Raw genomic sequence first — 26,550 nt, forward strand, 5'->3', positions numbered from 1 at the left:
TCCCTGGATACGTGAGCCCTTCATCCGGGGGTGAGGCGGGGGCAAGCTGGGGGCATGACCGATCGCGCTCAGCTGGCTGACTTCCTCCGGACCCGCCGGGAGGCGCTGCAACCCGAGGATGTCGGGTTGCAGCGCGGGCCCCGGCGGCGGACCGGTGGGCTGCGGCGGGAGGAGGTCGCGGCGCTGTGTGGGATGTCGGCGGACTACTACGCGCGGATCGAGCAGCAGCGTGGGCCGATGCCGTCCGAGGACATGCTGGCCGCGATCTCCCGGGGCATGCGGCTCTCGCTCGATGAGCGCGACCACCTGTTCCGGCTGGCCGGGCACGCGACGCCGCGCCGGACCGTGCACACCGACCACGTCGCGCCCGGCCTGATGCGGATCCTGGACCGGCTGGCCGACACACCGGCGATCGTCTTCAACGAGCTCGGCGAGACGCTGCTGCAGACCCGGCCCGCGATCGCGTTGCTCGGCGACGACTCGCGGTGGACCGGGCCGGCGCGGGCCACGGTCTACCGCTGGTTCACCGAGCCGGACGCCCGGCGGGTGTATCCGGTCCAGGACCATCCGCTGCACGGGCGGGTCTTCGCCGCGCAGCTGCGGCGCGCGTTCACCCGGGACGGCCGCTCCTCCCGGTCCGCGGAGATCGTCGACGCGCTGCTGACGGTCAGCGACGAGTTCCGCGCGATCTGGGCCGCGCACGACGTCACCGCCACCCACCTCGACGCCAAGCGGATCGCGCATCCGGACCTCGGCGTGATCGAGGTGCACTGCCAGACGCTGGTCGACCCCGGCCAGTCACAGACGCTGCTGGTGTTCACCGCGGTGCCGGGCAGCACGAGCTACGAGAAGCTCGAACTGCTGTCGGTCCTCGGCGACCAGCGCTTCTGATCGATCCATTTCACCGTTCGAGGGGACCACCATGCCTGAAATCGCCCTGATCACCGGCGGCAACCGCGGTCTCGGCCGCGCCTACGCGCTCGCGCTCGCCGAGGCCGGCGTCGACCTGATCCTGACCTACCGCACGCCGGCGAAGGACGCCATCGAGGCCGTTCTCGCCGAAGCGCGCGGCCTCGGCCGGACCGCGGTCGCGATCCCGCTGGACACACGCGAGATCAACACCTTCGATCAGTTCACCGCGACGGTACGCGAGGCGCTGCGCACCACGTGGGAGCGCGACGACTTCGACTTCCTGCTCAACAACGCCGGCACCGGGCCGGGCGCCACGATCGCGGACACCACGGTCGAGATGGTCGACGAGGTCTTCGCGGTGCACTTCCGCGGCCCGTTCTTCCTGACCCAGAAGCTGCTGCCGCTGATCGCGGACGGCGGGCGGATCCTGAACTTCTCCACCGGGCTGTCGCGCTTCACCGGCGAAGGGCTCTACTCGGCGTACGGCGCGATGAAGGGTGCGGTCGAGGTCTTCACCCGGTACCTGGCGAAGGAGGTCGCGCCGCGCGGCATCTCCGCCAACGTGATCGCGGCCGGTGCCACCGCGACCGAGTTCGCCGGCGGCGGCCTGCTCGACGAGAACGTCGGCGCCTACATCGGCACGCAGACCGCCCGTGGCCGCATCGGCCGTCCCGCGGACATCGCCGGCGTCGTCGTCGCCATGCTCACCGGCGACACCGGCTGGGTCACCGCACAGCGCATCGAGGCCTCCGGCGGCATGCTCATCTGACCGCCGAGGCGACGACCACGCCCGATATTTCGCGAAATATCATTACGGCGCCAACAGTGGTCCGGGCGTCCCTCACGTCGTTAGAACGACGTGAGGGACGCCCGGACCTCGGAGCGACTGGAGCCGACGGCGACCGCCGGCGCGGGAGTCCCGCGGAGCGGCGCTACCACGCGCCACGAACCGGTGTTGCCGAAGCGCCGCGGAGCGGTGCAGCACAGATGCCGCGGAGCGGTGCAGCACAGATGCCGCGGAGCGGTGCAGCACAGATGCCGCGGAGCGGTGCTACCCGAGCAGCCCGGAACGGGACGGTCCTGAACACCGCGGAGCGGTGCTGTCCTTGCGGCCTCGGATCGTAGGGAGGAGCGCCAGCGACGACCGGTGCCCAATGCCACGTAGCTTGAGTTGACCACGGATTCCTGGCTGCGCTCCCGAAAGCGCCCCGCCGACGTCCGCGCGACGCCCGCCGGCCGTCCTCTGTCGCCCACACCCCTCGGACCGACTCTGTTGTCCAGCCCTTTTCGGGCCGGGAAGCGCGAGCTGACCCGGCCCGCTCGCGGCAACCGGGCGCCGCTCGCCCGAAATATCGCTACATCCCACCCTCCGGCCCGGACCACACACTCGCGAGCCGACACCGCCGCAGCCTGAGTGATCAATCAGGTGAGCAAAAGGTAGATCAAAAATCGAAGTTGATCGCGTTTTCGCTCACCTGATTGATCACTCAGACGCCAGGCCCGAGGCCGTCAAGATCTCCCGGCCCCGCCAGCAGGACAAGTACCCGCCTCATCGGGAGATTTCGGGCACGAGGCACCGGGCCCCGCCGGAAGGGGGCCGACCCCACCCGCCGCCGGCGGTGCCCGGAGACCGCGCGCGATTCGCGCACCGACAGCGAGCGAGGCCACGGAACCCGGATCGGGCTGAGAGCATTCCCGCCGGTCGCGGGAGTGCGGCCGTACCGCAGCTCCTTCAGGATCAAACTAGGCTGAGTGGCATTGGACCGGTGCCCGCGGGAGCATGCGGAACCGGAGCGGCCGGAAGTGGGAATATCGTCGGTCAAGAAAAGCCCGAAGGGCGCTTCTCCTGGTACGGGAAGCGCCCTCGCGCGATCACGGCGGCTCAGAAGATCTTGTGGATCCAGCCGTGGGTGTCCGGGGCGGTGCCGCGCTGGATGTCGACCAGCTGCTGGCGCAGCGACATGGTGACCTCGCCGGAACCGCCGCCGTCGATCGTGAACTCGCCGGACGGGGAGCGGACCGTGCCGATCGGCGTGATGACCGCGGCGGTGCCGCAGGCGAACGTCTCGGAGATGCGGCCGGACTCGGCGCCGGCGCGCCACTCGTCGAAGCTGATCGGGCGCTCGACGACCTCGTGGCCGGCGTCGCGGGCGAGCGTGATGACCGACTCGCGGGTGATGCCGGGGAGGATCGTGCCGGTCAGCGGCGGCGTGACCAGGGTGCCGTCGTCGAACACGAAGAAGATGTTCATGCCGCCGAGCTCGTCGATGTACTTCTGCTCGACCGCGTCGAGGAAGACGACCTGGTCGCAGCCGGCCTCGATCGCCTCGGCCTGGGCGGCCAGCGACGCCGCGTAGTTGCCGCCGCACTTGGCCGCGCCGGTGCCGCCGGGGGCCGCGCGCGTGTAGTCGGGCGAGACCCAGACGGTGACCGGCTTGACGCCGCCGGAGAAGTAGGCGCCCACCGGGGATGCGATGACCAGGTAGAGGTATTCCCGCGCCGGGCGGACGCCGAGGAAGACCTCGCTGGCGTACATGAACGGGCGCAGGTAGAGGCTGCCGTCCGCGTCCGTCGGGATCCAGTCGCGGTCGATCGTGATCAGCTCGCGCAGCGACCCGAGGAACGCCTCCTCGGGCAGCGCCGGCATGGACATCCGGTCGGCCGACAGGTTGAACCGGCGGGCGTTCGCGTCCGGGCGGAACATCGAGACGCCGCCGTCTGCCGTGTTGTACGCCTTCAGGCCCTCGAAGATCTCCTGGGCGTAGTGCAGCACGGCCGAGGCCGGGTCCATCGGGATCGGCGCGCGGGCCTCGACACGGGCGTCATACCAGCCCTTGCCCTCCGCATACCGCACGGTGACCATGTGGTCGGTGAAGATGCGGCCGAAGCCCGGGTTCACCAGGAGCGCGGCACGATCGGCGGCGGCTACCGGGGTGGCATTCGGACGAATCTCGAAGTCGAGCTTGTCACCACCGCTCATAGCGCTGGAACCTCCATATCCACGGTTTGCTGAAACTTACCCCGAACGGTCGTTCAAGGGGATACGCAGGGCCGTGGATCAAAATCCGGAACGACCCTGCACAGGGTACGGACCGGAAGCGGACGAGACGCTGTCAGGAGGCAGCGGCGGCGGCCAGCCGGTCACCGACGTCGGCGGTGCGCAGCGGGGCCCCCGGAGTGCGGGCGGCCAGCTCGCTCGCGACCGCCTCGGTTACTCGCGCGGCCGCGTCGGGGTGCCCGAGGTGGTCGAGCAGCAGGGACGCGGAGAGCACGGCGGCGACCGGGTCGGCGACGCCCTCGCCGGCGATGTCCGGCGCGGAGCCGTGCACCGGCTCGAACATGGACGGGAAGCGGCGCTCCGGGTTGATGCAGCCGCTGGCCGCGAGCCCGATGCCGCCGGTGACGGCCGCCGCGATGTCGGTGAGGATGTCACCGAAGAGGTTGTCGGTCACCACCACGTCGTAGCGCGCGGGCGCGGTGACCATGAACATGGCGGCCGCGTCGACGTGCTGGTATTCCGTGGTGACGTCCGGGAAGTCGGCCTTGACGGCCTCGAACGTGCGCGCCCACAGACCACCGGCGTGGGTCAGCACGTTGGTCTTGTGCACCAGCGTGACCTTGCGGCGCTCACGGCGCTGCGCACGGGCGAACGCGTCGCGGATGACCCGCTCGACGCCGAACCGGGTGTTCAGGCTCTCCTCGGTGGCGATCTCGGCGGGCGTGTTCCGGTGCAGGACGCCGCCGGCGCCGGCGTAGAGACCCTCGGTGCCCTCGCGGACGACCACGAAGTCGATCTCGCCGGACTTGACGGCGCCGAGCGGGCCGGCAACCCCGGGCCAGAGCTTCGAGGGGCGCAGGTTCACGTATTGGTCGAAGTCGAAGCGCATCTTGAGCAGCAGCCCGCGCTCCAGCACGCCCGGCGGCACGGTCGGGTCGCCGACGGCGCCGAGCAGGATGGCGTCGAACCCGGCCAGCTCGTCACGGACGGAGTCGGGAAGGACCTCGCCGGTGCGGTGATAGCGCGCGGCGCCGAGGTCGTAGTCGACGGTCTCGACGCCGGGGAGCACGGCCTGAATGACCTTGATCGCCTGAGCGGTCACCTCCGGGCCGATGCCGTCGCCGCCCACCACCGCGATCCGCGCCACGCCTGAACTCCTCACCACACCGTCTGCAACTGTGCAGACCCTACGCCCACGTCCCGATGTTCGGTACGGCCGTCCCACATTCCGGTTCGGTAACGCACAGGAAACTAATAGCCTCCGGCCACCTGAGGTTCAGGCGCCGAGCCTACGGTGAGCCCTGGACACAGTTGTTCACGACGGGGGAAGCACCATGAGCACCACGGTCGTAATGCCGGAGCGGACCAGGACCGCCACGGGCATCGTCGTCCGGCACCAGGTGCAGATCGGGGCGGACCAGTTCGCCTTCTGCTTCACCGCGCCGCCGTCGATGGACCGGCGTGGCGCGGGTGAGGCGCTCGCCGACGCGGTCGCCGAGCTGCGCGCGCTGGACACCACGTTCGGCCCGTTGCGCGAGCGCAGTCTGGTCGCCCGGTTCCGCCGCGGCGAGATCTCCGCCGACCTCTATGCACCACTGGCCGACCTGGTCGACCGCTGCATCCTGATGCGCGCCGCGACCGACGGCTGGTTCGACGCGTGGGCGGTGCCGGGCGGTTTCGACCCGAGCGGCCTGGTCAAGGGCTGGTCGGTGGAGCGCGCCGCGGCCCGGCTGCGCGCGGCCGGGATCGAGGACTACGCGATCCACGCGGGCGCGGACGTGACCGTGCGCGGCCACTCGCCGGCCGGCCGCCCATGGAAGATCGCGATCCGGGATCCGTATGACGGCCGCCGCGTGATCGAGACGCTGGAGCTGACGTCCGGCGCGGTCGCCACCACCGGCGCCGCCGGCCGCCGCGACCACATCATCGACCCGCACACCGGCGCCCAGGCCGACGGCTTCGCCGTCACCACCGTCCTCGGCCCCGAACTCTCCGCCGCCAACGGCTACGCCATCGCCCTCTACGCCGCCGGCCCCACCGCCCTGTCCTGGTTCCCCACCACAGACGGCTACCACGCCTTGAACCGCACCGGCCGCCACTGACCACCCGAGGTTCTCAACTCAGCCACCGGCAACCCCGCAGGGAGGAGCGCCAGCGACGACCGCTGCCCGCGGGAGTAAACGGTCTACACCCCGCCGGAAGCGGGAACCCAGCACTTGATCTGGCTCGTAGCTTTTGACCGTAGCTTTTGACCGTAGCTTTTGACTTTGATCGCCCCAGCCCCGGCCTGGCCCACAGCTGGCCGCTGTGGGATGACCGGCCAGGACAACAGCCGTGCCAGGCTTTGACAGTCGCGTAGTGAGCAAACCACGCTCAGCACCATCGCCCAGGCAGCAAACCACGCTCAGCACCATCGCCCAGGCAGCAAACCACGCTCAGCACCATCGCCCAGTGAGCAAACCACCCTCAGCACCATCACCCGGTGAGCAAACCGCGCTCAGCACCATCACCCGGCGAGCAAACCGCGCAGCACCATCACCCGGCGAGCAAACCGCGCTCAACACCATCACCCGGCGAGCAAACCACGCTCAGCACCATCGCCCGGTGAGCAAACCACGCTCAGCACCATCACCCAGGCAGCAAACCACGCTCAGCACCATCACTCAGTGCCCAAACCGCGCTACTCCGTGCCAGCCCCCACAGCTCTCGGCAACGGACTGTGGAGGCCGACCGGTGTCGGGTGGTGGTCCGTGAGGTCGCGGAGAACGCACCCGGCGGTCACACCGGGGACGCCGTCACCCGAAGACGGGTCCCCATGGGCGGTCGTCCCGGCCAGGCGATCGCCCTGTGTGACCAATCAAACACGCTATAGCGACATCGGTGGGTGTGACAAGGCCTGCCGGCGGGTGGAAGCAGCGCGGCTCAGCGTGTCGGTCGGGGCCGAGATGACCGATGGTGGAACGGATGGCATTCTTCCCCGGTGAGTTTCGACCTGGTGGTCTGGGCGCTTGACCGGACCGGTGAGCCTGCCGACGTGACGGCCGGTCATAAGAGGTGTGTCGCGGGCATCCATGCCGCCGGCGCACCCGACCGGCGCATCAATGCCTTCTACGCCGATCTGACGGCCCGATATCCGGATCGGGGCGCGGCCAGCAACGCCTCCCCGTTCGTCACGAAGCCGCTGCATGTGGCGCGTGACCATGTGGAGATGAAGCTGGTGGAGACGTGCCCGGACGAGGTGCTGCTGTTCATCGAGCAGCTCGCCGGCGCGCACAATCTCATGCTTCTGGACGTTCAGGGCGGATCGGTCTATCCGCCACAGGCCACGGCCCGCCCCCCGCAGTAACCGCGTCGTCGCGCAGGTCCGCCGCGCTCGCGGCGGCAGCGCCGATCGCCTCCGCGGCGGCGGTGAGCAGCTCCACGCCCACGGCCGAGTCGACCATCAGCGTCATCAGCGCCTCGCCACCGGCCGCCCGCCGCGCCACCTGCATGCCCGCGATGTTCACGCCGGCGCGGCCGAGGATCGAACCGACCGTGCCGACCACGCCGGGCCGGTCCACGTAGGTGAAGAAGAGCAGGATGCCGTCGGCCGTCAGCTCGGTGCCGTAGCCGTCCACCTCGGTGATCTTCCGGATCTCGCGCGCGCCGCCGGTCACGGTGCCGGAGACGCTCAGTGTCCGGCCGTCCGGCAGCACACCGCGCACCGTCACCTCGTGCGCCCCGTCCTCGGGGCCGGCCGCCAGTGAGATTCCCACGCCGCGCGCCTCGGCCAGCATCGGCGCGTTGACGTAGGTGACCCGCTCCGCCGTGACGGACGCGAACAGGCCCTTGGTGACGGCCAGCCGCAGCACCTCCGGCGGGCGGGCCGGGCCGCGCACCTCCACGGTCACGCTCGCCGCGACCATGCCGGCGACCGCGGTGAAGACCGTGCCGAGCTTCTCGGCCAGCGGCAGCAGCGGCCGCACCTCCTCGTCGACCACGCCGCCGGCCTGCACGTTCACGGCGTCCGGCACGAACTCGCCGTGCAGCGCGAGCCGCACGCTGCGCGCCGCGTCCAGCCCGGCCTTGTCCTGGGCCTCCACCGTGGACGCGCCGAGGTGCGGCGTGGCGACCACGGTGTCGTGCGCGAACAGCGCCGACGACGTGCACGGCTCCTTCGCGTAGACGTCCACGCCGGCGCCGGCCACCCGGCCCTCGGCCAGCGCGTCCGCCAGCGCCTGCTCGTCGATCAGGCCGCCGCGCGCCGCGTTGATGATCCGCACGCCCGGCTTGACCAGCGCCAGCTCGCGCGCGCCGATCAGGCCCACGGTCTCCGGTGTGCGCGGCAGGTGCACGGAGATGAAGTCGGCCTCGCCGAGCAGCTCTTCCAGCGAGACCAGGTGCACGCCGAGCTGGGCCGCACGGGCCGGCTGCACGTACGGGTCGTAGGCGATCAGCCGGGTGCCGAACGCGGCCATCCGCTGCGCGAACAGCACGCCGATCCGGCCGAGCCCGACCACGCCGACTGTCTTGCCGGACACCTCGACGCCGGTGTACCTCGCGCGGCGCCACTCTCCCGCCTTGAGCGCGGCGCTGGCGCTCGCGGTGTGCCGGGCCACGGCCAGGAGCAGCGCCACGGCCTGTTCGGCGGCGGAGATGATGTTCGACGTGGGCGCGTTCACCACCAGCACGCCGTGCGTGGTCGCGGCCGGGATGTCGACGTTGTCCAGCCCGACGCCGGCCCGGGCCACCACGCGCAACGCCGGGCCGGCCGCGATCGCCTCCGCGTCGATCCGGGTGGCGCTGCGGATCACCACGGCCTCCGCCTCCGCGAGCGCGGCGAGCAGTGCGGCACGGTCGGTGCCGTCCACCTGCCGCACGTCGAAGTCCTGGCGAAGCTGGGTCAGGGCCGCGGGGGCGAGTTCCTCCGCGACGACCACGACGGGCCTCATGACACCTCACAAGATCGACCTACACCGATCTTGTGAGGTTACGCCCCGGTTTCGCGGTCTCGATGGGCGAAAAATCGTTAATCGAGAACCGTGTCAATCGGGACAGGTTCGTCGTCGATCTCCGGCACCGGCGCGCGGCCGACCGCGAGGCCGAGCGGGTTCGGCAGGATCGGCCCGTCCTGCTCCGGCCGCCCGTCGATCTCCCGGAACGTGCCGGCCTCGCGCGTCAGTACGTCCTTGAGCAGGTCGAACGCGAGCCCGCCGAGCGGTGGGTAGATCCAGCCGGGCGCCGGCTCCACGTCCCGTGCGGCCAGGAAGTCCGCGATCTCCGCGCGGACCGCCGGGGGCGTGACCGGCGAGTGGTAGAGCACGCCGAGCGCCTCCGACCACCGGCCGGGCCCGCGCTCGTCGCCCACGTCGTCGTGCGACCGGGAGTCGCGCATCTCGATCTGGAGCACCGAGACCGCCTCCGCACCGGGCCGGCCGAACTGATCGAACAGGTCGGCGTACTCGTGCGCCTCGCCCGCGAGACCGCCGGCCACGCGCAGCCGCAGCGCGAGCGGCAGGCTCAGCGCGCGCTCGCCCGCGTCGCCGGTGGCGATCGCCTCGGTGACCAGCCCGGTGTGCGCGGCCAGCACCCGGTTCAGGAAGTGGTTGGTGACCTCGGCGCCGCCGCCGCGCCGGTCGAGGAAGAGCCGGCCGTCGCGGACCACCGGCCGGGGGTGCCGCGGGATCCGGACCATGGCGTACGGGCCGTCGGCCAGGCGCAGCCCGGCCGCGTACGCGGTGACGTACTCGTGGACCGCGCCGGGCACGTGGTTGTCCGCGTCCACACTGCCCACGTAGGCGCGCCCGCTCATCGCCGCGATCGCGGTGCCGATCAGCATCGCCTCGCCCTTGCCGGTGCGGACCAGCCCGTCGTCGCCGAGCAGCTCCGGCATGCCGGCGGTCCTCATCGCGGCGGCCAGGCCGGGGTCGCGCTGGTGCACGACGACGGCCGCGCGCCCGGTGAGCCGGCAGAACTCGTCGACGCTGCCCACCTCGGTGGCGAACCGGTGGCGTGCGCTGTTCGACACCAGCACGATCAGGCAGTCGTGCGGGATGCCGGCGAGCACGCCCTCGATCACCCGGCGCGGCTCGTCCATGCACGGCACCACGATGACCAGCTCGCGCATGACCGCGCGGATCTCCTCGTCCGCCACCACCTCGGTGCCGCCGGACGGCCCGGGCGCGTGCCGTCCCGAGTCCAGCTCCACGACGCGCTGCAGTTCGTGGATGCGGACCGCGCCGAAGCGCTCGTGTCGAAGGTGCTGCTCCAGCCGCATGGCGGGGTCCTTACCCGCAGCGGCGGGCATTGAAAAGCGCGCCGGGGCGGACCCCGGCGCGCTTCTCGAAAGAGGAATCAGGCGGTCTCGGTGATCGGCCGGTCCACCCAGCTCATCATGTCGCGCAGCTTCTTGCCGGTGACCTCGATCGGGTGCGCCGCACCCTGCTCGCGGTACTTCGTGAAGGCCGGGCGGCCCGCGTCGTCGTCCTCGATCAGCTCACGGGTGAACTGGCCGGACTGGATCTCGGAGAGGATCTTCTTCATCTCCTCCTTGACCGACGCGTTGATCACGCGCGGGCCGCGGGTGTAGTCACCGAACTCCGCGGTGTCGGAGACGCTGTAGCGCATGCGGGCGATGCCGCCCTCGTACATCAGGTCGACGATCAGCTTCAGCTCGTGCAGGCACTCGAAGTAGGCGATCTCCGGCGCGTAGCCCGCCTCGGTGAGCACCTCGAAACCGGTCTGCACCAGCGCGGCCGCGCCGCCGCAGAGGACCGCCTGCTCGCCGAACAGATCGGTCTCGGTCTCCTCCTTGAACGTGGTCTCGATGACGCCGGCGCGGGTGCCGCCGATCGCCTTCGCGTAGGAGAGCGCGAGCGCGAGCGCGCCGCCGGACGCGTCCTGCTCGACCGCGACCAGCGCGGGGACGCCCTTGCCGTCCACGTACTGGCGGCGGACCAGGTGGCCCGGGCCCTTCGGCGCGACCATCGCCACGTCCACGTCGGCCGGCGGCTTGATCAGCTCGAAGCGGATGTTCAGGCCGTGGCCGAAGAAGAGCGCCTTGCCGGCGGTCAGGTTCGGCGCGATCGACTCGGTGTACAGCGTGCGCTGCACGGTGTCCGGCGCGAGCACCATGATCACGTCGGCCCACTTGGCGGCCTCGGCCGGGGTGAGCACCTTCAGGCCCTGCTCCTCGACCTTGGGACGGCTCTTCGAGCCCTCCGGCAGGCCGATGACGACCTCGACGCCCGAGTCCCGGAGCGACAGCGAGTGGGCGTGGCCCTGGCTGCCGTAGCCGAGGACGGCGACCTTCTTGCCCTGGATGATGGACAGGTCGGCGTCGGCGTCGTAGTAGACCGTTACAGGCATGACTTCCCTTTCGTACGGCCGGAGCCGGTTCTTGATTTAAAAGAATCAGCAGTGCGCGAAGCACTGAATCTCAGGCAGCGCGGAGCGCAGGTCCGGTCGTGATGGAACGCGATCCACGGCCGATCGCGACCAGTCCGGACTGGACCATCTCCTTGATGCCGAACGGCTCCAGGTCGCGCAGCAACGCGTCCAGCTTGTCGGCCGTGCCGGTCGCCTCGATCGTGAGGGTGTCCGGTGCGACGTCCACCACGCGGGCACGGAACAGGTTCGCCGTCTCGAGGACCTGTGATCGGACGGTCCGGTCGGCGCGCACCTTGACCAGGAGCAGCTCGCGCTGCACCGCGGCGGCCGGGTCCAGCTCCACGATCTTCAGCACGTTGACCAGCTTGTTGAGCTGCTTGGTGACCTGCTCCAGCGGCGATTCGTCCGCGTTGACCACGATGGTGATCCGGGAGACCTCGGGGTGCTCGGTCTCGCCGACCGCCAGCGAGTCGATGTTGAAGCCGCGGCGGGAGAAGAGCCCGGAGACGCGCGCGAGCACGCCGGGCTTGTTCTCCACGAGCACGGAGAGCGTGTGCTTGGTCATGACGGGGGGTGCCTCTCAGACCGCGTCGTCGGGGAAGTCCGGGCGGATGCCGCGGGCGAACAGGATGTCGTCGTTGCTCATGCCGGCCGGGACCATCGGCCAGACCATCGCGTCCTTGCCGACCACGAAGTCGATGACCACCGGGCGGTCGTTGATCGCCATCGCCTCCGCGATCACCCGGTCCACGTCGTCCGCGGACTCGCAGCGCAGGCCCACGCAGCCGAGCGCGTCGGCCAGCTTCACGAAGTCCGGGATGCGGTGCTTGTGCGTGCCGAGCTCGGTGTTGGAGTAGCGCTGATCGTAGAAGAGCGTCTGCCACTGCCGGACCATGCCCAGGTTGCCGTTGTTGATCACGGCGACCTTGATCGGGATGTTCTCCAGCGCGCAGGTGGCCAGCTCCTGGTTGGTCATCTGGAAGCAGCCGTCGCCGTCGATCGCCCACACCACGGTGTCCGGCTTGCCGGTCTTCGCGCCCATCGCCGCCGGGACCGCGTAGCCCATGGTGCCGGCGCCGCCGGAGTTGAGCCAGGTGTACGGCTTCTCGTACGAGATGAACTGCGAGGCCCACATCTGGTGCTGGCCGACGCCCGCCGCGTAGATCGCGTCCGGCCCGGCGATCTCGCCGATCCGCTTGATCACGAACTGCGGGGAGAGCGTGCCGTCCTCCGGCTCGTCGTAACCCAGCGGGTACCTGGCCTGGAGTCCTTCCAGCGTGGACCGCCAGGCCGCGTAGTCGCCGGTGCGGTGCGCCGCCTGGTCGGCCTCGATCGCGGAGATCAGCTCGTCGATCACGTGCTGCGCGTCGCCGACGATCGGCACGTCCGCGGCCCGGTTCTTGCCGATCTCGGCCGGGTCGATGTCCGCGTGCACGATCTTCGCGCCGGCCGCGAACGACTCCAGGTTGCCGGTCACCCGGTCGTCGAACCGGGCGCCCAGCGCGACCAGCAGGTCCGACTTCTGCATCGCGTAGTTCGCGGTGACCGTGCCGTGCATGCCGGGCATGCCCATGTGCTGCGGGTGCGAGTCCGGGAACGCGCCGCGCGCCATCAGCGTGGTGACCACCGGGATGCCGGTCAGCTCGGCCAGCCTGCGCAGGCTCTCGGTGGCTCGCGCCTTCAGCACGCCGCCGCCGACGTAGAGCACCGGGCGGCGCGCGCTCGCCATCAGGCGCGCGGCCTCGCGGATCTGCTTGCCGTGCGGGTGCAGCGTCGGCCGGTAACCGGGCAGCTCCAGCGTGGGCGGCCAGCTGAACGTGGTCTGCGCCTGCAGGACGTCCTTCGGGATGTCCACCAGGACCGGGCCGGGACGGCCGCTGATCGCCAGGTGGAACGCCTCGGCCAGGACCCGCGGGATGTCCTCGGCGCGCTGGATCAGGTAGTTGTGCTTCGTGATCGGCAGCGTGATGCCCTGGATGTCCGCCTCCTGGAAGGCGTCCGTCCCGATATACGGCCGGGCGACCTGGCCGGTGATCGCGACGATCGGCACCGAGTCCATGTACGCGTCGGCGATCGGCGTCACCAGGTTGGTCGCGCCGGGGCCGGAGGTGGCGATGCAGACGCCGACCTTGCCGGTGGCCTGCGCGTAGCCGGTGGCGGCGTGGCCCGCGCCCTGCTCGTGCCGGACCAGGATGTGCCGCACCGCGGAGTCGTAGAGCGGGTCGTAGGCCGGCAGGATCGCGCCGCCGGGGATGCCGAAGGCGACGTCCACGCCGAGCGACTCGAGCGACTTGACGAGCGAGCCGGCGCCGGTGACCTGGACCGGGGCGACGGCCGGCGCGGCCGGGGTGGCGGAGGTGGCGGCCGTCGTCGCCGAGGACGCGAACGCGTGGGCTCGGTGGGCGAGAGTCTCGGGCGTGGGTCTGCTCATGGCTGTTCGGACCTTTCGGACCTTCGGTGCTGTGAATCTCGAATGTTGTGAAACTGCCCTCAAGGGGCCTCTACCCGGCCAATAAAAACGGCCCTCGTGCGGAAATCACACGGGGCCAGCGCACTCCCAAATCGAGGGGAGTGCGCTCAGGTAAGTACTCGAGAGGACCGGAGGTCGCGGGTGATCGCGAACGAGGCGGTCAGGCACAGGGACATACCGACAGCCTTACTCATCTCATGCGCTGAGTCAACCTATCCCATATATTGGTTCACGGATGCGCGGGTTTCACCCCGACGAGCCGTCACCGTCGACCGCCGGAGCGATCTGACCTGCGGATATGGCACGCCGACCATGCCCGGCGGCGGCCGGCACCCGGTGCGCGGGCGACGCGGCCCGCAGCTGCGCCTCCAGGTGCTCGGCCGGAACCCCGCCGCCGAACAGGAAGCCCTGGCCGAAGCGGCAGCCGGACGCCTCCACGACGGCCAGGTGAGCGGGCGCGCTGATCCCCTCGGCCAGCACCTCCAGGCCGAGCCGATGACCGAGCCGGACCACCACGTCGACCAGCGGCTCGGACGCCACCACCAGCTTCCGGTCGATCTTCAGGATGTCCACCGGCAGGTCCCGCAGCTGCCCCAACGACGAGTAACCGGCGCCGAAGTCGTCCAGCGCGATCCGCACGCCGGTGTCCCGCAGCGCGCGCAGCCGGCGGCACAGCTCGTCCAGGTCGGTCGCGACCGCGTGCTCGGTCACCTCCAGCACCAGTCGCTGCGGCGGCACCCGGTGCGCGTTCAACGCCTCGGCCACCTGCCCGACATAGTCGGGCGCGTGCAGCTCCCGCGGTGAGACGTTCACCGAGACCCACACGTCGTGGCCGTCCCGCAGCCACGCGGCCAGCCGGCGGCAGGCCTGGTCCAGCACCCACCGGCCGAGCTTCGAGATCAGCCCGGACTCCTCCGCGGCCGGGATGAACTCGTCCGGGCCGACCGAGCCCAGCTCCGGGTGCGTCCAGCGAAGCAGCGTCTCCGCGCCGACCGGGCGCGCCGAGGGCAGCGCCACCACCGGCTGGAACACCACTCGCATCTCGTCCCGCTCGATCGCGCCGCGCAGCTCGTGCTCCAGCGTGGTGCGGCGGCGCAGCAGGTGGTCGTAGGCCGGCCGATAACGCTCGACCCGGCTCTTGCCGCGCGCCTTCGCGTAGCGCAGCGCCAGGTCGGCGTTGCGCATCAGCGTCTCCACGTCACCGGCCGACCGCGCCGCCGCCATCCCGATGCTGGCGGACAGGAAGACCTGCTCATACGGCGCAGCGAGCGCGTCGAGCAGCCGGAGCGCGATCTTCTCCGCCTCGTCCTCGCCCGCCCACAGCAGCACGGCGAACTCGTCGCCGCCGAGGCGCGCCACCGCGTCGCCGGGCCGCAGGTGCATCCGCAGCCGGCCGCCGACCTCCATCAACACCCGGTCACCGACGTCGTGGCCGCGGAGGTCGTTGACGCTCTTGAAGCCGTCCATGTCGATGCCCAGCAGCACGCACGGCTCTTTCTCGCCGTCTCCGGAGAACACCTCGTGGTGCAGCACGCGCAGCATGCCGCGCCGGTTGGCCAGGCCGGTCAGCGGGTCGGTGTGGGCCAAGCCGCGGAAGTGCGCCTCCCGCTCGCGCAGCCGCTCCGCACCGCGCCGCACGTCGCGCAGCGCCAGGTACTGCCGGCCGACCAGCGCGACCAGCACCAGGCAGCCGGCCGCGGCGCCGACCGTACCGATGGAGCCGGTGCGCAGAGTCTGATAGGTCGCCGCGCCGGTGAGCACGACCATCGGCAGGAACACCACCGCGGCACCGCGCCGGGTGGTGTCCACCTCGGCCGGCTCCGGCTCACGGTCGGTGGCCCGCGCCGCGATCGCGATCACGGTCAGCCCGGCCGGCAGCAGCAGGGCGCTGGCCAGCACCACGCCGGACCACTCCAGGCAGACGCCGCCGGAGATGCCGGCCCCGGCCAGCGCGGCCGCGGTGATGCCGGCGCCGACGCCCGCCGAGCCGCCGCGCGGCCGGGGCATGCGCACCGACACCATCGTGGTCAGGCCCAGCGCCAGCACGGCGACACCCAACGGCAGAAGCAACATCCAGCAGGGGTACGGCGTGAGCGCGCCCAGAATCCGGGTCGGCGCGGCGACCAGCGCCCAGCCCAGAAACCAGACCGAGCCGGCGATCGCCAGCCCGTCGAGGAGGTGTTGCAGCGCCGTGGCCCCGGTATCCGCGGCGCCGGGCAACATCAGCATCCCGGCCAGCAACGTCACCGCCCCGGCCACCATGCCGAGCGCGATCAGGCGGGCCGCGATCTGGCTGTGCGCGGTCAGCGCCACCCCGAGCCCGGCCACCGCGGTCAGCGCGATGATCGCGCTGCCGGCGGCCAGCAGGTGGTGCGCGTGCCGGCGGCGACCGGCCCGGCGGCGCGCGGACGACACGAGCATGACCGAGGCCGGCACGGCCGAGAGAGCGGCGGCGAGTGCGGCGATCCAGACACCAGGGGGTAGGTGCACACATTCACTGTGCCGGATAAATGCCGGACCGTGGGGACAGCGTGTGCGAAGCGTGGTATTCCGGTCACGCAGCCGGGTGCCCGGTCCCCATCAACCGCGTGCCGTCTCCTCATCAACCCGTGTCGTCTACCACGTCGTCCCGCGTGGTGGACGTAAGGGGCGCCTAATGCTGCCGCCGCGTTTACACCGGTGCAACACTGGGGCTCATGCCCCAGCTGCGGTCAAGGACCTCCACGCACGGCCGGACGATGGCCGGCGCCCGCGCTCTCTGGCGGGCCACCGGAATGACCGACGACGACTTCGGCAAGCCGATCGTCGCCATCGCGAACAGCTTCACCCAGTTCGTACCGGGTCATGTCCACCTCAAGGATCTCGGCGGCCTCGTCGCCGAGTCGGTGGCCGCGGCCGGTGGCGTGGGGCGCGAGTTCAACACGATCGCCGTCGACGACGGCATCGCCATGGGCCACGCCGGCATGCTCTACTCGCTGCCAAGCCGCGAGCTGATCGCCGACGCCGTGGAATACATGGTGAACGCGCACTGCGCCGACGCGCTCGTCTGCATCTCCAACTGCGACAAGATCACGCCCGGCATGCTGATGGCCGCGCTGCGCCTCAACATCCCGACCGTCTTCGTCTCCGGCGGCCCGATGGAGGCCGGCAAGACCGTCGCGGTCGAGGGCGTCGTGCACTCCAAGCTCGACCTGATCGACGCCATGGTCGCGTCCGTCGACGACGCGGTCTCCGACGAGCAGCTCGACACGATCGAGCGCTCCGCGTGCCCGACCTGCGGCTCCTGCTCCGGCATGTTCACGGCCAACTCGATGAACTGCCTGACCGAGGCGATCGGCCTGGCACTGCCCGGCAACGGTTCCACGCTTGCCACGCACGCGGCCCGCAAGGACCTGTTCGTCGAGGCCGGCCGGCTGATCGTGGACATCGCCAAGCGCTACTACGACGGCGACGACGCCTCGCTGCTGCCGCGCGCGATCGCCAGCCGGCCCGCGTTCGAGAACGCGGTCGCGCTCGACGTCGCCATGGGCGGCTCGACCAACACGATCCTGCACCTGCTGGCCGCGGCGCGCGAGGCCGAGCTGGACTTCACGGTGGCCGACATCGACGAGGTGTCCCGCCGGGTGCCGTGCCTGTCGAAGGTCGCGCCGAACAGCCAGAAGTACCACATGGAGGACGTCCACCGGGCCGGCGGCATCCCGGCGATCCTGGGCGAGCTGAACCGGGCCGGGCTGCTCCACAAGGACGTGCACTCGGTGCACTCCCCCTCGCTCGACGGCTGGCTCTCCGACTGGGACGTGCGCTCCGGTGCCGCGAAGCCGGAGGCGATCGAGCTTTTCCACGCGGCGCCCGGCGGCGTCCGGACCACCCAGGCGTTCTCCACCGAGAACCGCTGGTCCACCCTGGACATCGACGCGGCCGACGGCTGCATCCGCGATCTCGAGCACGCCTACACCGCGGACGGTGGCCTGGCGATCCTGTTCGGCAACATCGCGCCGGACGGGTGCGTGGTGAAGACCGCGGGCGTGCCGGAGGAGGTCTGGAAGTTCTCCGGCCCGGCGAGGGTCTTCGAGTCGCAGGACGACGCGGTCACCGGCATCCTCGGCAAGCAGGTGGTCGCCGGTGACGTCGTGGTGATCCGCTACGAGGGGCCGCGCGGCGGGCCGGGCATGCAGGAGATGCTCTACCCGACGTCGTTCCTGAAGGGGCGCGGCCTGGGCAAGGCATGCGCGCTGATCACGGACGGCCGCTTCTCCGGCGGCACGTCCGGCCTCTCCATCGGCCACGTCTCGCCGGAGGCGGCGTCCGGCGGGCTGATCGCGCTGGTCGAGGAGGGCGACGAGATCGTCATCGACATCCCGAACCGCTCGATCAACCTCAACGTGGCCGACGACGTGCTGGAGGCACGCCGGATCGCACAGGAGAAGCGCGACAAGCCGTACACGCCGGTCGATCGTGACCGTCCGGTCTCGGCGGCGCTGCGCGCCTACGCCTCCATGGCCACGTCGGCCTCCGACGGCGCCTACCGGCGAGTGCCCTGAACCCGTTCTCCCACTTCCGGCGAGTGCCCTGAACCCGTTCTCCCACTTCCGGCGTGAGCTTGCTCCCGCGGGCACCGGCCCGATCTCCTTATGTCGTTGGCGGCTGCTTCGATCGGCTCGAAACGGCCGCCGACGACATAACGATGTTCAGGTGCGTGGACTCCGCTTGCTTGACACGCGGGGTCAGCTCCCTATTTCACGAAATATCGGACAGGCTCCGCATCGCGCTTCTGATCTATGAATTCGCCGAACGAGCCGAGCTGCAGAAATAGGACAAAAGCCCCGCCGTCACTTGATCATCCATCGATTGAACGAAATCCACGTTATCGGTGCCACATAACGTGGATTTCGTTCAATCGACCGTTGATCGAGCACACATAGGCTTATTCAGCGCCGCGAGCCGACACCGCGTTGCCGCAGGCCGGGCAGCATGACGAGGGCTACACTGAACAAGCCTCATCCTCTTCGGCATGCTACTGATGCGAATTACACATCAGCGTCTTACGCAGTGGAATTCCGCTGCGATCACGACCACGGAGGCGAAACACGAGTGACGCGAAGTGGTACGCGACGATTGTTCTTGAAAGCCCGCTTGATCAAGCACCAAATTGGGCTATCCGTCGCTTTCGACATTCAGGCGAGCGCAGCGCCCGCTACCACTGGCCTTCCAACATCGGGTCTCCGCCGGCGGCTTTCTGGTGATCCAGGCGTCCCCGAAGTCGTTAGAACGACTTCGGGGACGCCTGGAGGCTTATTCAGCGCGGCGACCTCACGCCGCGTTGCCGCAGGCCAGCACCGTCGGCGCGCAATGCGCTGAATAGCCCTCCTGGATCATGGATCGTCGGCGCGTTCCCCCTGACGCTGAGGCTTATTCAGCGCCGCCTCGTCAGGCTGCCCGGCCTGCGGCAACGCGGTGTCGGCTCGCCGCGCTGAATACTGACCATTCGGAGTCGAGGTTCGAGCGGCGGTGGCCGTCCGGGCGCCGCGCACCCGAAATCTCACGCTAGAGGTTCGCCGCTGCGGAGCGCCGCTCACTTCGACGTCCAAGGCTCGGTATGGCCGGGCTGGGAGTTGATCACGTGTCGCAAATCGTTGTTATCCGGCGCTTTCAACAACGATTTGCGACACGTGATCGCTTTCAAGAGTCGCCGTCGCCGCCTTTGTGATGATATTTCGGACAGGGATTCAGTGACGGAGGGAAGTTCTGTGCTGATTGCCGAGCGCCGGTCACCCTGACGCCGAAGGCTCAGTAAGCGTGCTGAAAGGTCAGCGCATGGCGACAATTCGGACGCGGTCCGATCGTCCGGCTGCTGGCCTCCAGGACCGCCAGGTGGCGGCCGTCAGAACAGCCATCCGGACCACCATCCGGACCACCGGAAAGCCAGCCGGACCGCCAGCCGGGCGGCCAGCCGGGCGGCCAGCCGGGCGGCCAGCCGGGCGGCCAGCCGGGCGGCCAGCCGGGCGGCCAGCCGGGCGGCCAGCCGGGCGGCCAGCCGGGCGGCCAGCCGGGCGGCCAGCCGGGCGGCCAGCCGGGCGGCCCTTTCGAAGATGGACCGCCCGCTTTCGGTGTCTATGCGGTCAGTTGGCGGCGGAGTTCCGCCGAGTCGTGCAGCGCGGTCATCTGGATGAAACGGCCGTTCGCGATCCGGTAGATCGCGTACTCGACGATCTCGAACGAGGCGCCGGACGGCGGGACGCCCAGCCACTCCTTCGCCGGCGTGCCGGTGTTGGTCGCGCGGATGGCGATCCGGTCGCGGTCGAGCAGTAGTTCCTCGATCTCCCAGTGCAGATCGGGCACGGCGTCGACGTCATGCCGCTGCACCGTGAGGACGTCGTCGCGGGTGCCGGGCTCGCCGTTCAGCAACACGTCGTCGGCGATGAACTCGTCCATCCGGTCGAACCGGTGGGCGTTGAGGTCCGCGATGTAGCGGGCGTACCAGGCGCGCAGTTCGTCGTCGGTCATGATCCGGCTACCAGGCCAGCGCGCCGTGCTCGTCCTGGAGGGAGCCGTTGGGAGCCCCGGAGTCCTGGGTGGCGACGCGGGCGACGACCGCGCCGCTCTCCGCGACCGGGCGGCCGATGTCGTAGGCGGCGTTCATGTCGGTGGCCGCGGTGCCGGGCTCGAGCGCGGTGAACCGGATGCCGGGGTGCGCCTTGGCGTACTGCACGGTGAGCATGGTGACCGCGGCCTTGGACGCGGAGTAGAGCGCGAGCGTCATGCCGGACTCCGGACGGTCCGGGTTGGTCACGGCCCAGAACGAGCCGAGGCTGCTGGAGACGTTCACGACCGACGGGTTCGTGCCCCTGCGGAGCAGCGGCAGCGCCGCCTCGGTGACGCGGATGACGCCCACCGTGTTCACGTCGAACGCGTCGCGGGCCGCGGGCCCGGTCATTGGGCCGTCCGCGAGGATGCCGGCGTTGTTGATCAGGATGTCGAGGCGGCCCTCGACGGCGTCGATCGTGGCCAGCGCGCTCTGCACCGAGGCGTCGTCGGTGACGTCGAGCTGTACGAACTTCGCGCCGAGCGCGGCGGCCGCCCGCTCGCCGCGTTCCGGGTCGCGGGCACCGGCGTAGACGGTGTGCCCTGCCGCGACGAGGTGCCGGGCGGTCTCGAACCCGATGCCCTTGTTGGCGCCGGTGATGAGGGTGATGGCCATGGGTCTCCTAATTTTGTACCGCTCGGTTACGCCACCACCGTAGCAAGGTTTTGTACCGATCGGTTAGAGGTCCCGGTCACAATTTGTACCGAGCGGTAGAGTGGGGTCATGAGCACGAGCACGCAGACGCCGGGCCGACCACGGGCCTTCGACGAGGAGACGGTTCTCGATCGGGCCACCGAGGTCTTCTGGCTGTACGGCTACGAGGGGGCGTCGCTGAGCGCGCTCACCGGCGCGATGGGCATCAACCGGCCGAGCCTCTACTCGACGTTCGGCAGCAAGGAGGAGCTGTTCAAGCGCGCCTTCGCTCGTTACCACGAGAAGCGGGTCGCCCAGGCCCGGGCCGCGCTCGACCAGCCCACCGCCTACGCCTCGATCGAGGCGTTCCTGCGCTCCAGCGCGGACGGCCTCACCGACGGCGACCACCCGGCCGGCTGCCTCTCCATCCAGGGCGGCCTGGCCTGCTCCCCGGAGAACGCCCGCATCTCCGCGGCCCTCGCCACCGGCCGCGCCGCCACCGAGGCCGCCATCGCCGAGCGCCTGACCCGCGCCGCCGCCGAGAACGACCTGCCATCCGGCGTCGACCCGCACGCGATGGCCCGCTTCGTGATGGCCCTGAGCGAGGGCCACGCCGTCCACGCCGCCGCCGGCGCCACCCGCGACGACCTCCAAGCCTCCGTCGACATGGCCCTGCGCGCGGTCGCGCCGCACCCCTGAGAGTCCGTGGGCCGGCCTGTCAACCGAGCCGAGAGGGGTGAGGTGATGCCCGCCGAGCCGGCTCACTTCGACAGCCACGAGGCCGCGACGCACCTGTCGCGGATCATCGAGCGGGTGGAGAACGGCGAAGAGATCTTCATTGATCGGGCCGGCACGCCGGTGGCGAAGGTGGTCCCTGGCGCGGCGGGTCAACCGGCTCGGGATCGATTCACTCGCAGGTTAGCTCGATCGCCGAGACGAAACGCGACTTCCTGCGTCGGCCGATGCCCGCGCCGGACGGGATCGTCCTGGCCGACGACATCGTGCGGGAGCGCGCGGAGTGATGACGTGATCGGGGCGTCCTCATGCCGTCAGAACGGCATGAGGGACGCCCCGATCACGGTGAGGTGTGGGGTCAGCTGCCCTCGGCGCGGCCGAGGCGCCAGTAGCCCATGAAGGCGACGGCGCGGCGGTCGACGCCGCAGCCGGTGACGAGGTGGCGGCGGAGGGTCTTGATGACGGCGGCCTCGCCGGCCAGCCAGGCGTAGAGGCGGCTGGCGTCGGTGAGCGGGGCGCCGGTCGCGTCGACCGGGACCTCCCAGAGAAGGTCGTGGTCGACGTCGACGTCCTCGATGGTGGCGGGGGCGTCGGCGAGGCGGGAGTCGCCGAGGATGCGGGCGGTGGCGGTCTCGACGGCGGGGATCAGGTGGGTGCCGTGCGGGGCGCCGTCGCGCGGGAGCCAGGTGACGGTGACGCCGGTGGGGGCGGTGACCGGGAAGTGGTCGTCGGTCTCCGGGACCTCGATGAAGGCCTCGCCGCGGGCGTCGGCGGGGAGCTTGGCCAGGATCGCGGCGATCGCGGGGGCGGCGGTCTCGTCGCCGCCGAGCAGCAGGAAGTCGGCGTGGGCGGGCGGGCGGAAGTCGAAGCCGCCGTGCGGGCCGGGGTGGTCGGCGTTCGGGCCGAGCAGCGCGATCCGCGAGCCGGGGCGGGCGGTCAGCGCCCAGCGCGAGGCGGGACCGTGGTCGCCGTGCAGGACCATGTCGACGTCGACCTCGCGCGGGCCGGGGCGGACCTCGCGAATCGTGTACGTCCGGATCGGGTTGCGGTGGGCCTCGGGGAGCGCGCGCCACTCGCCGTACCAGTCGGGGCCGTCGGGGAGGGTGTCGAAGCCGGTCTCCGGCAGCGGCGGGATCAGCTTGAACCGCTGGTCGTAGCCGGTGGACGCGAAGCGGTCCAGATCGTCGCCGGTGAGCGTGACGCGCAGGAAGCTGGGACTGATCCGTTCGACGCGGCGCACCTCGGTGATGAAGAAGCGCCAGGGTCGGACCGTCGTGTCGGGCTCGGCGGTCAGGGTCACGGTTCCTCCCGATGATCTGTAAGGCATGGCTAACCTAACAAAGTCACCGGGAGGAGGGAACCCCGGCGGGGCCGGAGCGAGGAGCCGTCCGGGTGTGCCGCGCGGGCGCCTGCTGTATCCGGGTGTTCGCGACGTGCGGCCAGGTGGCGCCCGGCCCTCGCCACGGCCCGGTCACCGCAGCCGTGCCGGGCCTACAGGTGTGACATGACCAACGCGGCCGCGCCCAACAGGCCGGCGTCGCCGCCGAGCGTGCTGCGGTGGACGCGGACGCGCTTGATGTAGTCGAGGCCGGCCAGCGAGGAGATCGCGGCGCGGATCGGGTCGAAGAGCAGGTCGCCGACGTTCGCGACGCCGCCGCCGATCACCACGTCGTCCAGGTCGAACAGGCCGGCCGTGGCCACGATGCCGGCGCCGACCGCGTTGCCGGACCGGTGGAACGCCTCCAGCGCGACCGGGTGCCCGGCCCGCGCGTCCGCGGCGAGCGCGATCGCGTCGACCGTGGGATGCGTGGTCTCCCAGCCGTTCGCGCGCGCCCAGCGGACGATCGAGGTGCCGCTGCCGAGCACCTCGACGCAGCCGCGGCCGCCGCACGGGCAGTCCGGACCGTCCAACGAGACCGGGATGTGCCCGATGTGCCCGGCGTTGCCGGTCGGGCCCTGATAGACCCTGCCGTCCAGGACCAGGCCGCCGCCGACGCCGGTGGAGACCACGATGCCGAGGAACGCGGCCGAGGTGTAGCCGCCCCAGCGGTACTCGCCGAGCGCCATGCACTGGCCGTCGCCGCCGAGATAGGCGGGCCGGCCGGGCAGCACGTCGCGCAGCGCGTCGAGGATCCTGTAGCCGCGCCAGGCGACGATGTTGACCGGGCTGACCGTGCCCGCGTACGGGTCGAGCGGGCCGGCCGAGCCGACGCCGATGCCCCGCAGCGCGGATGCCGGGCCGGCGGCGGCGACCTGGTGGGCCAGGGCCACCAGCGCGCCGCCGACCTTGTCCGGGTCGTCCGTCGCCGGGGTGGGCACCACCGCGCGGTCGCGGATGGTGCCGTCGGGCGTGACCACGGCGGCGGCGAGCTTGGTGCCGCCGACGTCGATCGCGAGTACCGGTCCCGGAACGGGGTTGCTCATCGTGCGGTGCCTCTCAGGGACGGACGTCGTTCACGCAGCGCAGCACCGGCCTCGCGGTCAGCCCGGCGGCGTCGAGCGTGGCGTCCGTGCGCACCCGGAACGTGGTGGTCTCTCCGGGGAGGAGCGTAACCAGCGCGGAGTCCGCGACGGCGCCGGGATCGAGACGATCCGGAAAGATCGTCAGGTCGCGGAGCACGGTGCGCGCGGTGACGGTCACGTCGTAGCCGCCGTCGACGGGCGCCACCTCCGCGTCGTACCCCGGGATCGGGAAGTTGATCTGCTTGTCCTCGGCGAAGAACCAGAGCGCGCGGGCAGAACCGGCCGTGACGACGATCAGCTCGGCGGACGCGTCACCGGGCGTGGCGATGTCCGGCGGCAACGGCGTGGTGACGGACGCCCGGGGCTCCAGGGACAGCGGGAACACCGACTTCGCGAGAACGTCGCCGTCCAGCGTGCGGCGGGTCACCTCGATCTCGCCGGTCCACCGCGACCGGCCGTCGTTGACCGCGATCACGGCCGGCCCGTGCGGGCGCGGCTGCACGGTGAGCAGGCGGTCCGCGTAGCCGTGCCGGAGCGCGTACCAGAGCGGTTTGCGGCGGCCGTCGCCGTCGACCGCGGACCACGAGGTGACCGGCCAGCAGTCGTTCAACTGCCAGACCACCGCGCCCATGCAGTACGGCCGGAGCGAGCGGAAGTGCTCGACGCCGAGCGCGATCGCCCGCGCCTGGTTGACCTGGGTCAGGAAGTGCCAGTCGTCGAAGTCCCGCGGCACGGGAAGGTGCTCGGCCAGGCCCCGCTCGAGTTTCAGATTCCCGTCGATGGCCTTCTGGTGGTGCGCGATTCCCGGCGAGGACGGGGTCAGCGGCTCGTCGCTGATCGCGCGGCGCAGCGTGGCGAACGCGGGCGGCGCCTGGAAGCCGAACTCGGCCACGAACCGCGGCTGGTAGTCCCGGTAGCGCGTGTAGTCGACCCGGTTCCACACGTCCCAGATGTGCATGGTCCCGCGGGACGGCTCGTTCGGGTGCGTGTCGTGGTCACCGGACCAGGGGCTGCCCGGCCAGTACGGCCGGGTCGGGTCCAGGTCACCGACGACCGATGGGAGCAGGCCGAAGTAGTAGCCGGCGCCCCAGGTGCGGTCGCCGAGCGCGGGCTGCCAGTCCCAGTCGTGCCAGCCCCAGATGTTCTCGTTGTTGCCGGTCCAGGCGACCAGGCTGGGGTGACTCGCGAGCCGCACCACGTTCTCCCGCGCCTCCGCCGCCACCTCGCTCGCGAGCGGCTCCTCCTCCGGGTACGCCGCGCACGCGAACGGGAAGTCCTGGAGCACCAGCAGGCCCAGTTCGTCGCAGACCTCGTAGAAATCGTCCGACTCGTAGAGACCGCCGCCCCAGACCCGGATCGTGTCGACGTTCGCCGCGACCGCCTCGGTCAGCCGCTCGGCCAGCCGCGCGCGGGTGACCCGGGTGACCAGCGCGTCGTCCGGGATCCAGTTGACGCCGCGGGCGAAGAGCGGCACGTCGTTGATCGCGAGCGTGAACGCGCCGTCCGTGGTGTCCAGCGCGACCGTGCGGAAGCCGACCCGGCGGTGCCACTCGTCCAGCGAGGTGCCGCCGGTCGTGGTCAGCGCCACGTCGACCGGGTGCAGCGGCGCGTCGCCGAGGCTGTGCGGCCACCACAGCGCGGGCTGTGGCACGTCGAGGACCAGCACGGCCGTACCCTCGTCGGGTTGCAGCGTGTGTTCGACGCGGACGCCGGCGACGGACGCGGTCAGGATCAGCGGGTCCGTGCCGGCCCGCTCCACGTCGACGTGCAACTCGATCCGGCCGTCGCCGTCCCCGGTGACGGTGACCAGCGGCCGGACCCGCGCGAGCCGCCCGGCGCCCCAGGTGTGCAGGCCGATCGGGCGCCAGATGCCGGCGGTGATCAGCGTGGGGCCCCAGTCCCAGCCGAAGCTGCAGGCCATCTTGCGGATGAAGTTGAACGGCTCCGGGTACGCGTTGGGCCGGTCGCCGAGCCGCTCACGCTCGCTCTCCGCGTGGTTCTTGGCGGAGGTGAACGCGACGCGCAGCGTGTTGGCCCCTGGTTTCACCTTCGAGGCGACATCGAACCGATAACCCCGGTGCATGTTCGCGGTCCGGCCGATCTCGGTGCCGTTCAGCGTCAGGGCCGCGATCGTGTCCAGCCCGTCGCAGACCAGGTCGGTGCGCGGCGCCAGCTCGTCCGGCTGCCAGTCGAACGTGGTCTCGTAGACCCAGTCCGTGCGCCCGATCCACTCCTGGCGCAGCTCGTTGTCGTCCAGGAACGGATCGTCGATCACGCCGGCGGCCAGCAGATCGGTGTGCACACAGCCGGGGACGGCGGCCTCGATCTCGTGAGAAGCCCCGGTCAGCGTCCATCCGTCGTGCAGCGCGCGATACGAGCCCATGTGCC

18 protein-coding genes and 2 pseudogenes are annotated in these 26,550 nt (G+C 70.9%); 7 read left to right on the plus strand and 13 right to left on the minus strand.

The genetic code is table 11. From position 1 onward, the window contains the following. Positions 1–54: 54 nt before the first annotated feature. Both J2S43_RS28665 and J2S43_RS28670 read left to right on the plus strand, forming a co-directional pair. The gene (locus J2S43_RS28665) at positions 55–891 is read left to right on the plus strand and encodes a helix-turn-helix transcriptional regulator (RefSeq protein WP_306834450.1); all 837 of its coding nucleotides are present in this window, start codon (positions 55–57) and stop codon (positions 889–891) included. Between the two features lie 31 nt (positions 892–922). Beyond that, positions 923–1,681 (plus strand): SDR family NAD(P)-dependent oxidoreductase, encoded by a 759-nt coding sequence (locus J2S43_RS28670; protein WP_306834452.1) that lies wholly within the window; start codon positions 923–925, stop codon positions 1,679–1,681. Between the two features lie 1,113 nt (positions 1,682–2,794). Here J2S43_RS28670 and J2S43_RS28675 read toward each other — a convergent pair. Together J2S43_RS28675 and J2S43_RS28680 are read right to left on the minus strand one after the other, a co-directional pair. Beyond that, on the minus strand, positions 2,795–3,892 hold the full coding sequence (locus tag J2S43_RS28675) for a branched-chain amino acid aminotransferase (RefSeq protein ID WP_306834454.1): 1,098 nt from the start codon (positions 3,890–3,892) through the stop codon (positions 2,795–2,797). A 133-nt stretch (positions 3,893–4,025) separates the two neighbouring features. Continuing rightward, positions 4,026–5,057, minus strand: a complete 1,032-nt coding sequence (locus J2S43_RS28680) for a 3-isopropylmalate dehydrogenase (protein WP_306834455.1) — start codon at positions 5,055–5,057, stop codon at positions 4,026–4,028. A 187-nt stretch (positions 5,058–5,244) separates the two neighbouring features. Here J2S43_RS28680 and J2S43_RS28685 point away from each other — a divergent pair, with 187 nt between their 5' ends. Beyond that, positions 5,245–6,012 carry an FAD:protein FMN transferase gene (locus J2S43_RS28685; RefSeq protein ID WP_306834458.1) on the plus strand — a complete coding sequence of 256 codons (768 nt, stop codon included), beginning with the start codon at positions 5,245–5,247 and terminating at the stop codon, positions 6,010–6,012. An 878-nt stretch (positions 6,013–6,890) separates the two neighbouring features. Beyond that, a complete protein-coding gene (locus J2S43_RS28690) occupies positions 6,891–7,256 on the plus strand; it encodes a hypothetical protein (protein WP_306834460.1) in 366 nt (121 codons plus the stop codon). 4 nt (positions 7,257–7,260) lie between these two features. Here J2S43_RS28690 and serA read toward each other — a convergent pair. From serA to J2S43_RS28720, 6 genes and pseudogenes are all read right to left on the minus strand, one after another. Further along, a pseudogene (gene serA / locus J2S43_RS28695) lies at positions 7,261–8,841 on the minus strand (phosphoglycerate dehydrogenase); the annotation flags it as partial. A 77-nt stretch (positions 8,842–8,918) separates the two neighbouring features. Continuing rightward, positions 8,919–10,166, minus strand: a complete 1,248-nt coding sequence (locus J2S43_RS28700) for a mannosyl-3-phosphoglycerate synthase (protein ID WP_306834462.1) — start codon at positions 10,164–10,166, stop codon at positions 8,919–8,921. 77 nt (positions 10,167–10,243) lie between these two features. After that, positions 10,244–11,257: a ketol-acid reductoisomerase gene (ilvC, locus tag J2S43_RS28705; RefSeq protein ID WP_306834463.1), complete on the minus strand. Its 1,014-nt coding sequence runs from the start codon at positions 11,255–11,257 to the stop codon at positions 10,244–10,246. A gap of 70 nt (positions 11,258–11,327) precedes the next feature. Beyond that, positions 11,328–11,843, minus strand: a complete 516-nt coding sequence (gene ilvN / locus J2S43_RS28710) for an acetolactate synthase small subunit (protein WP_306834465.1) — start codon at positions 11,841–11,843, stop codon at positions 11,328–11,330. A 15-nt stretch (positions 11,844–11,858) separates the two neighbouring features. Further along, positions 11,859–13,709, minus strand: coding sequence for an acetolactate synthase large subunit (locus J2S43_RS28715; protein ID WP_306834467.1), 1,851 nt, complete (start codon positions 13,707–13,709; stop codon positions 11,859–11,861). A gap of 285 nt (positions 13,710–13,994) precedes the next feature. Further along, positions 13,995–16,169: a putative bifunctional diguanylate cyclase/phosphodiesterase gene (locus tag J2S43_RS28720; RefSeq protein ID WP_442320072.1), complete on the minus strand. Its 2,175-nt coding sequence runs from the start codon at positions 16,167–16,169 to the stop codon at positions 13,995–13,997. Between the two features lie 275 nt (positions 16,170–16,444). Between J2S43_RS28720 and ilvD the strand changes: the two genes are divergently transcribed. After that, complete coding sequence (gene ilvD, locus J2S43_RS28725; RefSeq protein WP_306834470.1) at positions 16,445–18,289, plus strand: dihydroxy-acid dehydratase; 1,845 nt, start codon at positions 16,445–16,447, stop codon at positions 18,287–18,289. 1,570 nt (positions 18,290–19,859) lie between these two features. Here the strand turns inward: ilvD and J2S43_RS28730 are convergent. Both J2S43_RS28730 and J2S43_RS28735 read right to left on the minus strand, forming a co-directional pair. After that, the gene (locus J2S43_RS28730; protein WP_306834473.1) at positions 19,860–20,252 is read right to left on the minus strand and encodes an ester cyclase; all 393 of its coding nucleotides are present in this window, start codon (positions 20,250–20,252) and stop codon (positions 19,860–19,862) included. Between the two features lie 7 nt (positions 20,253–20,259). Beyond that, positions 20,260–20,946 (minus strand): SDR family NAD(P)-dependent oxidoreductase, encoded by a 687-nt coding sequence (locus J2S43_RS28735; RefSeq protein ID WP_306834475.1) that lies wholly within the window; start codon positions 20,944–20,946, stop codon positions 20,260–20,262. Between the two features lie 108 nt (positions 20,947–21,054). Here J2S43_RS28735 and J2S43_RS28740 point away from each other — a divergent pair, with 108 nt between their 5' ends. Then, complete coding sequence (locus J2S43_RS28740; RefSeq protein ID WP_306834477.1) at positions 21,055–21,663, plus strand: TetR/AcrR family transcriptional regulator; 609 nt, start codon at positions 21,055–21,057, stop codon at positions 21,661–21,663. Positions 21,664–21,708: 45 nt separating this feature from the next. Beyond that, positions 21,709–21,883: pseudogene (locus J2S43_RS28745) on the plus strand (type II toxin-antitoxin system Phd/YefM family antitoxin); the annotation flags it as partial. Positions 21,884–22,057: 174 nt separating this feature from the next. Here the strand turns inward: J2S43_RS28745 and J2S43_RS28750 are convergent. The 3 genes from J2S43_RS28750 to J2S43_RS28760 form a co-directional block, all read right to left on the minus strand. Beyond that, complete coding sequence (locus tag J2S43_RS28750; RefSeq protein ID WP_306834479.1) at positions 22,058–22,999, minus strand: siderophore-interacting protein; 942 nt, start codon at positions 22,997–22,999, stop codon at positions 22,058–22,060. Positions 23,000–23,190: 191 nt separating this feature from the next. Further along, on the minus strand, positions 23,191–24,123 hold the full coding sequence (locus J2S43_RS28755; protein ID WP_306834481.1) for an ROK family protein: 933 nt from the start codon (positions 24,121–24,123) through the stop codon (positions 23,191–23,193). A 13-nt stretch (positions 24,124–24,136) separates the two neighbouring features. Next, the gene (locus J2S43_RS28760; protein WP_306834483.1) at positions 24,137–26,545 is read right to left on the minus strand and encodes a glycoside hydrolase family 2 protein; all 2,409 of its coding nucleotides are present in this window, start codon (positions 26,543–26,545) and stop codon (positions 24,137–24,139) included. Positions 26,546–26,550: the final 5 nt, after the last annotated feature.

Origin of the sequence: Catenuloplanes nepalensis (assembly GCF_030811575.1) — a bacterium.
GTDB classification, from domain to species: Bacteria; Actinomycetota; Actinomycetes; order Mycobacteriales; family Micromonosporaceae; genus Catenuloplanes; species Catenuloplanes nepalensis.